Annotated in this window: 7 protein-coding genes and 1 pseudogene; 6 read left to right on the top strand and 2 right to left on the bottom strand. The window is 37.5% G+C overall.

Translation table 11 applies throughout. The annotated features are described in order from the left end of the window. The 6 genes and pseudogenes from sdaAA to ACFVSH_RS11535 all read left to right on the top strand — a co-directional run. Nucleotides 1–524 (top strand): L-serine ammonia-lyase, iron-sulfur-dependent, subunit alpha (sdaAA, locus tag ACFVSH_RS11560; RefSeq protein WP_387705984.1); only part of this gene is annotated, 524 nt, incomplete at its 5' end. A 285-nt stretch (nt 525–809) separates the two neighbouring features. Next, nucleotides 810–1,217, top strand: a complete 408-nt coding sequence (locus ACFVSH_RS11555; RefSeq protein ID WP_387595150.1) for an MBL fold metallo-hydrolase — start codon at nt 810–812, stop codon at nt 1,215–1,217. Nucleotides 1,218–2,141: 924 nt separating this feature from the next. Beyond that, a complete protein-coding gene (locus ACFVSH_RS11550; protein WP_387595153.1) occupies nt 2,142–3,509 on the top strand; it encodes a sigma-54 interaction domain-containing protein in 1,368 nt (455 codons plus the stop codon). Nucleotides 3,510–4,007: 498 nt separating this feature from the next. Beyond that, nucleotides 4,008–5,435, top strand: coding sequence for an MFS transporter (locus ACFVSH_RS11545; RefSeq protein ID WP_387595156.1), 1,428 nt, complete (start codon nt 4,008–4,010; stop codon nt 5,433–5,435). A 153-nt stretch (nt 5,436–5,588) separates the two neighbouring features. Next, a complete protein-coding gene (gene speB / locus ACFVSH_RS11540; protein ID WP_252433176.1) occupies nt 5,589–6,578 on the top strand; it encodes an agmatinase in 990 nt (329 codons plus the stop codon). Between the two features lie 536 nt (nt 6,579–7,114). Continuing rightward, nucleotides 7,115–7,801, top strand: a pseudogene (locus ACFVSH_RS11535) (transposase); the annotation flags it as partial. A gap of 409 nt (nt 7,802–8,210) precedes the next feature. On the opposite strand, the gene ACFVSH_RS11530 reads toward ACFVSH_RS11535, so the two are convergent. Continuing rightward, nucleotides 8,211–8,324, bottom strand: a complete 114-nt coding sequence (locus ACFVSH_RS11530; protein ID WP_082527405.1) for a YjcZ family sporulation protein — start codon at nt 8,322–8,324, stop codon at nt 8,211–8,213. A gap of 252 nt (nt 8,325–8,576) precedes the next feature. Next, nucleotides 8,577–9,359, bottom strand: coding sequence for an alpha/beta fold hydrolase (locus ACFVSH_RS11525; protein WP_387595162.1), 783 nt, complete (start codon nt 9,357–9,359; stop codon nt 8,577–8,579). Nucleotides 9,360–9,748 lie beyond the last annotated feature (389 nt).

Below are 9,748 nucleotides of genomic sequence, written 5' to 3'. Positions count from 1 at the left end.
CAGGCGTTGTTCCCGGTACATTATTTGCCGTGAAAGAAAAATTAAACCCGACCCGGGCAGAGATGATTGAATTTCTTTTCACTTCCGCTGCCTTCGGTTTCGTGGTGGCAAACAATGCTTCCATTTCTGGAGCGGCAGGTGGCTGCCAAGCAGAAGTGGGCTCGGCAAGTGGTATGGCCGCAGCTGCGATAGTAGAAATGGCCGGCGGTACGCCAAGCCAAGCCGCAGAAGCGATGGCGATCACATTGAAAAATATGCTTGGACTGGTTTGTGATCCAGTGGCTGGATTGGTTGAAGTTCCTTGCGTGAAACGTAACGCAATGGGGGCATCCAACGCAATAACGGCAGCTGATATGGCACTTGCAGGCATTACGAGCCGCATTCCATGTGACGAAGTGATCGATGCCATGTATAAAATCGGATTGACCATGCCGGTTGCACTTCGCGAAACGGCAGAGGGTGGCCTGGCTGCCACTCCGACAGGACGTAAATTGGCAGCAGAAATATTCGGTTCATTTAAATAAACTAAAGGATTATATAAATTCATGGTTCCAAACGATTGTTGATCCATACAATAAGCTAGAACAGGCTTATATTAAAAATTACAGACAAAAAGGACTTAATAAAGAGATTCTAAGTATTATGGAAGAATGTATCGCTAAAAGGGTAAACTCTTCAATAAGTTTGCTCTTTTTTTATTATGTCCAATGCAATCAAAAAAGAATTTGGAAGCCCGAAAGAAATATTATCATTTCATTACCACATTTAGCCTTTGAACAGAGAATGGAGCCTGATCTAGGAGGAGTATCTTGTCTTTTGCAGTATGTAGGCGGCGATCATTCCCCAGATTCTATCATTATCTATATCAAAGAAGAAAAATTCTATTTCTTGGCGACTCTATTTATGCAAATATCTATTCAAACAAAAGGAATTATACGACTCAAAGTACGATTCAATTTTTAGACACAATCGATCAATTTGATGCTGAAATCTATGTCTTCTCCCATTGGAAGCCAACATCGAAGGATGAATATCAGAATGAAGCAATACTATTAAGGACTGTAGCCACCTTGACAGATCAATATAAGGGCCGCTTTAAAGATATAAAGAAATCTTATCAACTAAAGCTAAACAGGGAGATAAATGATAACTGTGGGCATTTTATAAAATTGGAGACGATGCCATTCTTATTATACAACGGGAGCTTTAGTAAATAAGTTTCAGCAAAATGGTTAGACTTTATTATAAAAATCACATACCTAATTTAAAGCAAAAACTACATTTTGATCAATCTTTAATCAAAATGTAGTTTTTGTAAAAAGAGCTTGAAACGATTGGAAAATTTGTGAAGGGGTTCGAAATAAATAATTAGCTTAATAGTTTAGTCCTCAAGGTTTATAAGAATTCTTATTTAGTTTGGCTCTCATCGCTCATTATTGACGGATGTTTAAATTTCTCAAACTAAAAATCAGTTAATTCGGTTAGATAATCGAAGGAAAACGCAGAAAGCCAAATGGTTGAAGGGATTGAGCTCCATGATGTTAGTGAATCGAGAGGGCTGATGCCTTACGCACAGCAGAAAGCTACATTTTACCTTTCGTTAAAGGCAAGAAGGGTAAAACCTCTCTGGAGTCAGAGGCCCTGGCACGTTATACATTGATATGATACGGCAACTCGGGAGACCCTACCGGTCTTTTCTTGTTAGAAGAGCATGGTGTAGAAGCGATAAAAGCTAGGAAACCAAATGCTGTGTAGGGAGTCGGATAGCAGAATTGCAAAATCTGAATCTAAGAGATTAGCTACATTTTGTGAATGGTAACTAGGAGGAGCCGTGTGCGTGAAAGCGCAAGTACGGTTCTGTGAGGGGGAGGAACATAATCTACCGCAAGGTAGAAAGGCTCCCTTCTACTCGACTAGTTCATTAAGAAGAAGAAAAAAAAGTCGATTCCTTAACGTCTTTTACGAACTTTTTTGAGTGTTACTTCTTTAAAATAGACTCTGTTAAACAATGCTTTTTTCAACTAACGAAAAAACGCTAGTTCACATAATCATCCTTATCGGCAAGAAATAAATCAAGAATAGTTTGAAATATTAGTCATTTTTGAATACTATATAATCATTAATGACTAGGAGGGTTCGGTATGGATCTGAAGGAACATGCTTACATTCTTTTAAAACGAATATTAGAGGATTCTTTTGATGAAATTTTTATTACCGATACCAATGGAAATATTATCTATACTGGAAAAACTACAGGGAAATTATTTGGAATTCCACATGAGAAAATGTTAGGTCAGAATGTTTTTCATTTAGAAAAAGAAGGTGTTTTTTCCCCATCCGCTATTGTAAATGTGTTAAAAAGTAAAAAAGAAGAAACTCTTATTCAAGAAACAAAGAACAAAAGAAAACTGATTATCTCGGGATATCCAATTTTTGATGAGACAAATAAAATGATCGGAGCAGTAAGTTTTTCCAGAGATATTACGGAATTTGAATATCTCAAAAAAGAAAATGAACAGGTGGCAAAAGCCATACAACATTACAGGGAAGAAATAGCAGAGCTGAAAAAACAAACAACCAGGCCTTTTTTCTTAAAAAATAGCAAAATGGAAAAGGTGCTTGGCGTAGTATCAAAAGTGGCAAGCTTAGGCATTACAATATTGTTGGAAGGGGAGTCAGGGATCGGAAAAAATCACCTGGCACATATGATTCACCAAGTTTCACCAAGAAGAAAGGAACCGATCATTGAAATAAACTGTGGTGCTATACCTGAATCCCTAATTGAATCTGAATTATTTGGTTATGAAGAAGGGGCTTTTACAGGTGCAAAAAAGGGAGGAAAGAAAGGATATTTTGAAAGTGCCGGCGGAGGAACCCTTTTTCTAGATGAAATTGGTGAACTTCCAATGAATCTTCAAGTAAAATTATTATCCGTTTTACAAAGCCAATCATTTATGAGAGTCGGCGGAAGCAAAAAAATTGAGATGAAATGCAGAATTATTTGTGCAACCAATCAAAACTTGGAAGAAATGATTCATAAAAAACAATTTAGAGAAGATCTATATTATCGCATTAACGTAGTTAAATTGACGATTCCGCCCCTAAGAGAGCGTAGGGAGGAAATGATTCCCTTAATTTATGAAATAACAGAAGAATTCAATACAAAGTACGGAATGGATAAGCATTTTACGCCGAGAATGGTTGCCTGGCTCAGCCAGCAGGAATGGCCGGGAAACGTTAGGGAATTGCGTAACTTTATTGAGAAGGTAATTGTAACGACCGAGTCCAAAGAAATCGACCTTGAGATCGTTGAGGATATAATAAACGGAGAGTCATCCAAAAAGGATAAGCAAGATATGACTTTGAATGAATACTTAGAAAGTGTAGAAAAAGAGTTTATTGTACAATTGTTCGAGAAATACCCCAGTAGCATTAAATTGAGTAAAAAATTGGGGATTAGTCAATCAACCGCAAACCGAAAAATACAAAAATATATTAATGGACTATAGTCAATTTTGACTATAGTCCATTTTTTTGAGTTTTATATTGGTAGTAACCCTTGAGGATAATTAAAGCGAAGTTAAAAAATAAAGAGGTAGAATGGGTCCAATGAAATTGAAATAAATTAAAGACATGACAATAGTTAATTATGACTAACACTGTTTGTTTTGTTTAAATTTTTAGATTGGCATGAAAATTGCAAATAATTAAAGCGAAGTTAAAAAAACAAAAAGGTGGGATGGTTCCAATGTAGATGAAATTGAAATAAATCAAAGGCAACGGCAAATTATGGCTGTCATGATGAAGGAAATGGACATAATGTTGGACGGTAAAAATAATCAAACAAAGTAGAAGAATTTTTAATAAGTAAGTTCCTTGCTTAATGTAAGTAAAATGGAATCTTTTAAAAGGAAATGAAGGCGTTTTTATTAATGAGTTTTTGTGTACTATGTTTTGGTATCTTATGGATTCTCCAACGAAATGGATTTCTATAAAGGAGGAATATGATGGGGGGAAAAAATCAAGGCACGAATAAATTTATTGTCGGTATAGTTCTTGCTGTCCTTACATTTTGGCTGTTTGCACAATCCATGATTAATATTATCCCGGCAATCCAAAAAGATTTAGGGGTTTCATTGGGAACGTTAAATATTGCTACGAGTTTAACTTCACTATTTTCTGGTCTTTTTATTGTTGCAGCTGGTGGTATTTCTGATCGTGCAGGGCGTAAGAAGTTAACCTTTATTGGGTTGATTTTGAGTATTATCGGCTGTTTGTTGATTATTTTTTCACAAAGCGCAACATTATTAATTATTGGCCGTATGGTTCAAGGGATTTCAGCTGCTTGTATTATGCCAGCAACTATTGCACTTGTTAAGGGAGCCTTTGACGGTAAAGACAGACAGCGTGCTCTTAGTTATTGGTCCTTCGGATCATGGGGTGGTGGTGGTTTAACCACATTAGTTGGCGGTGCCATTGCCACGTATATGGGATGGAGATGGATTTTTGTAGTTTCCATCGGCATTGCTCTATTATCGATGTTATTACTAAAGAACATTCAAGAGAGCAAAGCAGATGAGCAGAGTAAAGTGAAATTTGATTTTACCGGTTTTTTTCTTTTTATCATCATGATGTTGATGATAAATGTGATTGTGACACGCGGTCAAGATTTTGGATGGACAAGTCCGTTAACACTCAGTCTTATTGGTGGTGCATTGGCAACAATAGTAATTTTCTTTGCTGTTGAACGAAAAAAGAAAAATCAATTTATTGAATTTTCCCTCTTCAAAACAAAAGCGTATACGGGAGCTGTTGTATCAAACTTCTTGCAAAATGGAATTGCAGCCACTGTCGTTGTCGCAAATACGTATATTCAATTGGCAAGGGGGTTTACCCCTTTTCAAACTGGGTTACTCACCATAGGAAACGTAATTGCAGTACTTGTGATGATTCGGGTTGGGGAGAAAATGCTTCAAAAAATGGGTGCAAGAAAGCCAATGCTTTTAGCAACTTTCATAGCCACGTTAGGTATGAGTATGACAGCTATGACGTTTTTACCGGATTTAATTTATATCATTGTCGTATTTGCAGGCTTTTTAATTTCCGGGATTGGCCTTGGAATGTATGCAACGCCTTCGATAGATGTAGCTGTCGTGAATATTGCTGATGACAAAGTGGGCGTAGCTTCCGGAATTTATAAGATGGCAAGCTCATTGGGATACTCTTTTGGAATTGCCATTTCAACAGCAGTGTATGGTGTATTAGTGGCTATAGGCAGTATTCACGTTGCTGCTACAATAGGGATTTTAGTCAATTTAGTTTTTGCAATTCTAGCATTGATTGTCGTATCCAAAACCATTCAACCGGATGAAGGTAAAGAGAAGCCCTTACAAGCCATCCAAGTAGATAAAAACCTCGTTATTCAACAAGATTAACTATTTGATGGATTGATATTAAAAGTCTACCGGGTGGTGCCATATAGAAGCAAATACTTAATCTTTTCCGTTACTATTTCAATCATAAATTAATTGGTACAAAACTTGCATTAATAATTCGATAAAATTGGAGATTAAAAGGAGGAAAAAATGATGGTAAAGCGTGATGAAAAACAAATTTTAAACCTTCCATTTACTGGAATCTGCACTTTTGGAAAATATCCAGTATGCCCGGATCTTGATCAATTGGATGCTGATGTAGCGGTAATTGGAGTACCTAATGATATGGGTACACAATGGAAATCTGGAGCAAGAATGGGTCCAAGAGGAATTCGTGAAGGTTCTACATTGTACAGCTTCGGACTCGATGGTGCCTATGATATTGAAAACGATATCATGTATCTTGGCCCGGATTGGAAAGTTGTGGATTGTGGCGATGTTGACATGGTTCATGGGGATTTTATGCAAAGCCATGAAAATACTGAAGAGGCGATTCGAAAAATTGTTTCTAAAGGTGCGATGCCAGTCATATTAGGAGGTGATCATTCCATCACAGCAGCAATTGGTAAGGGATTGGAAGATTTGGGCCCATTTCATGTGATTCAAATAGATGCCCATTTAGACTGGGCAGATCATCGATCAGGACAACGTTATGGCCACGGAAGTTGTATTCGCCGTTTGTCCGAGATGGATCATGTACAGAAAATATTCCAGTTTGGGATCCGCGGTATTAGCAGTAGCAAAAAAGAGGATGTGGATGCTGCAAGAGAATATGGAAGTGTCATTTTATCACCACGCCAAATGAGAAAAATGGGTCTAGAGCAAGTGTTAGAACATATTCCGGCAGGTGAAAAATATTATGTAACTATTGATATTGATGGTATAGATCCCTCCATAGCGCCTGGAACGGGAACCCCATCTCCTGGTGGTCTGCTTTATGATGAAGTGAATGAGTTGCTGGAGGGAATTGCAAAAAGGGGGGAAGTAATTGGTTTTGATTTAGTTGAAGTTGCTCCTCCTTATGATCCTACTGGGATGACTGGACAAGTAGCTGCCCGTATTTCATTGGATTTACTGAGCTATGTTTTAAAAGAAAAAGAGAAAAAGAGAGAAAATGAAAAAACTCTTTCAGCTCAGCTATAAAACTAAAGAATTGAACTAGTCTATCAAAGGCATTTGAAAGAGCCAATTCCCTAATAGATAAGGGATTGGCTTTTTTTATTGGATGGATATTGAAAAAATGGTGCGTGTCTATGATAATCTTCTAAGATTCTTAAGGGGGGCCTACCAGTAAAACGCGGAAAACATACGATAAGAAAAATTTGTCTATAAAGCCATACCAAAAACGGTTCTTAAACAACTATTTCGGTGATTTGTTTTTGGTTTTTCTTTTGGTCATAGAAAATCTTCAAGAAAGCTATACTACAAACTGCATCTTAAAACTCACCCCAACGAGGGTTTATGATGAAAAATATCCTTAGCGTATAAAAAGCCTGCTTTTTTATTCCAAAAATGTCTTACCGTATGTTTTCCGCGAAATGTTGGTGGGACCCCATATTGAACTATCGGGGCAGCATTCCTGTAATAACTGAAAATGAGGTTTGAACGAAAAAAGACCTCTTGATAGGATGAATGTGTCCTAAGCTGGCCAGCTAAAACAGGACAAAAACGATGAAGATCTCTTACTTTCCTTAAGACAAGTTGTAAAACGCAGTATAGGTTTAAAGAAGATACGAGCACTTAAAGAAGCAGCCAATCGTTCGATTGGTATTCGTCAAGGAGCAGCTATGGCGAAATTAGAGTTGAGAGCTTTACTAGAGAAGTATGATTTTATTCAAGTGAAATTCGAAGAATTAGATCATCAATTAGATCAGTTATTAGACCATATCCCAGGTGTCACACAGAGGTTAGAGGTGTCAGGAATCGGTCGAGATACAGTATCAGGTTTTTTCGCAGAGGTCGGCGACCTCAGAGACTATCAACATCCTCGCCAAATCGTAAAATTAGCAGGTTTAAGTTTAAAAGAAAACACATCTGGAAAGCACAAAGGTCAGACCAAGATTACCAAACGGGGACGAAAGAAATTGAGGGCTCTCTTATTCCGGGCAGCCATGATACTGGTGGCAAAGAACAAGGCTTTTAAAGCTCTATTACACAACACGTTCTCACAATCCCTTAAAGAAAATGCAATCTCTGATAGCCTTTGTGTAACAAGCTTATTCGAATTCTGTTTTCAATCGGTAAAAAACAATTTACGTTTTCAAGAAGACAAGATGTTAAAGGATATCCCTCATATGGTAACATTTGTAGTACATCAAACAGTGCATAGTTCATTGAATTTTAAGGTTACACGGTCATTTAATTAAGACTCATTTAAAAGGCACGGATTAGTCGGCAAAGCAACTAACGTGAGGACCTCGATCCTGTGGGGCAGCATGACCGACATCCACCTCATGGAAAGGTTGAACGAAGGAATGTAGGAGCATCGACTCTGTGAATGGGAGGGTTGACCTCCATGAGACATGTGGATATCCAAAAGTGCAATCATAACCATGCTTAAACCGATTTTTTCCTATAATTGGCTAGTTTAGCATACACTTTTTTCGGTAAATCCCTATCCTTGAGGAGTAATGCCGAGCTTACATAGATAACCGTTAATGATATGACTATGAAAACCTAAGAATTCTAGAGCAATCGTGAGATTGTGTTTAGTTTATTGAGGGAGATTAGTTGAAGAAACCGACCAATAAAGGTCGGCTATTTTTCATACTATTTTTAGCAGCAGCCTCCACCAACAAAGCTGGCTCCAACAATGATTAAGAGTATAAACAAAACGACTATAAAGGCGAAACCTCCACCTCCACCAAATCCAAAACCGCCATCTGACATACAGAAACATCTCCTTTTTGTATTAAGGAGGAAATTATTGTGGGTTATATCATCTTATGCTCTAATTAGGAAAATGACACAATAGTCTCCTCCATCACTGTTCATAGGATAAAATTAAGAATGTTGGAGGTACCTCTTATTGAGATAACGAGTGCTTTAGTTCTATAAGAAGAAGTAAAAAAAGTCGATTCTTAACGTTGAGGAGATCGACTTTTCAGTTCGACTAAAGCACCCGTTACCAGGAGTGTTCTATCATCCAATAAATTGTATCAGTAGCTGGTTAAACTTATCACGCTCTTCCCAGAATGGTCCATGACCACTGTATTGAAATGGTACAAGCTGTGAGTTTGTTATTAGATTTTTTGTTTCCTGACCTTTAGTAAACGGAACGATTTTATCATGGATGCCGTGAATAATTAACGTAGGTACAAATATTTTGCCAAGATCATTGTACACATCTTCATCCCTTAATGATGTCATGATTGCAGCTGTCGACCAACTAGCTGCTTGTAATCCTAGCTGAAAAAACCAGTCCGAGAATGGTCCGGAAATTTTCTGGAAGAAAAAGAGATCCGTTACACCTTGCAGCATTTTAGGGCGATCATTAAGTGTTTCTGTAATGAACTTATTTGCAACTTCTTTTTCAACACTAGTCGGAGATGCAGCGTCTATAAGGACTAGTTTGGATACTCCAAAACCTTGATATCGAGCCATATATCGAATCGAAATCGCTCCACCTGTGGAGTGTCCTGCTAGTGTGAAATCTTTTAACTGTAACGCCTCAATTACTACACTTATATCATCTGCCAATCTGTCAAAATTGTAACCACTGAATGGTTTATCAGAATCGCCGTAGCCCCTCCAGTCAATGCCTATACATCGATATCCCATTGCTGGAAGGATATTGAACTGATATTCAAACTGCTTATGGTTTAAAGGCCACCCATGTATAAATAGGATTGTTTTATTCCCCTCAGGATTTACATCCTCTACATTTATTCTTACACCTGGTTCTACATTAATAAAGTATCCCACGCAGACTCCTCCATATAATAAAAATTGCCTTTGCGATAAGATATTCACCTAGGGGAATAATATGCTTTTATACAATGTTGGATGAGCCAGAGGGTATTTGCATAACTAATTGCCTCGTTAGTTGAAGAAGATAAACACTCAATGTTGCATAGAGAAATAAAATCGATTGGCACCAGAATTTATTTTCTTTGATTATTTATTCTTGATTTATGGCCTCTTGTCTATTCATTGTTTTCATACCAACATATTTTATAGTAAGAGTGTTAAAAGGAGGGGATTTGAATGTTTTTTTGTGATAGAAGACGGCGTTGTGACAGATTCGATCGATTTGATCGTTGTGACAGATTCGATCGATTTGATCGTTGTGACAGATTCGATCGATTTGATCG

The organism is Peribacillus sp. NPDC058002, assembly GCF_042886655.1.
Taxonomy (GTDB): domain Bacteria; phylum Bacillota; class Bacilli; order Bacillales; family DSM-1321; genus Peribacillus; species Peribacillus aracenensis.
The sequence above is the reverse complement of the archived record's forward strand: the minus strand, read 5'-3'. Positions and strand labels throughout refer to the sequence as shown.

What these genes read in the sequence shown, in the direction of transcription:
- speB (WP_252433176.1), top strand. Translation starts at nt 5,589, where the DNA reads ATGGTAAAGCGTGATGAAAAACAAATTTTAAACCTTCCATTTACTGGA.
- ACFVSH_RS11550 (WP_387595153.1), top strand. Translation starts at nt 2,142, where the DNA reads ATGGATCTGAAGGAACATGCTTACATTCTTTTAAAACGAATATTAGAG.
- ACFVSH_RS11530 (WP_082527405.1), bottom strand. Translation starts at nt 8,324, where the DNA reads ATGTCAGATGGCGGTTTTGGATTTGGTGGAGGTGGAGGTTTCGCCTTT.
- ACFVSH_RS11545 (WP_387595156.1), top strand. Translation starts at nt 4,008, where the DNA reads ATGGGGGGAAAAAATCAAGGCACGAATAAATTTATTGTCGGTATAGTT.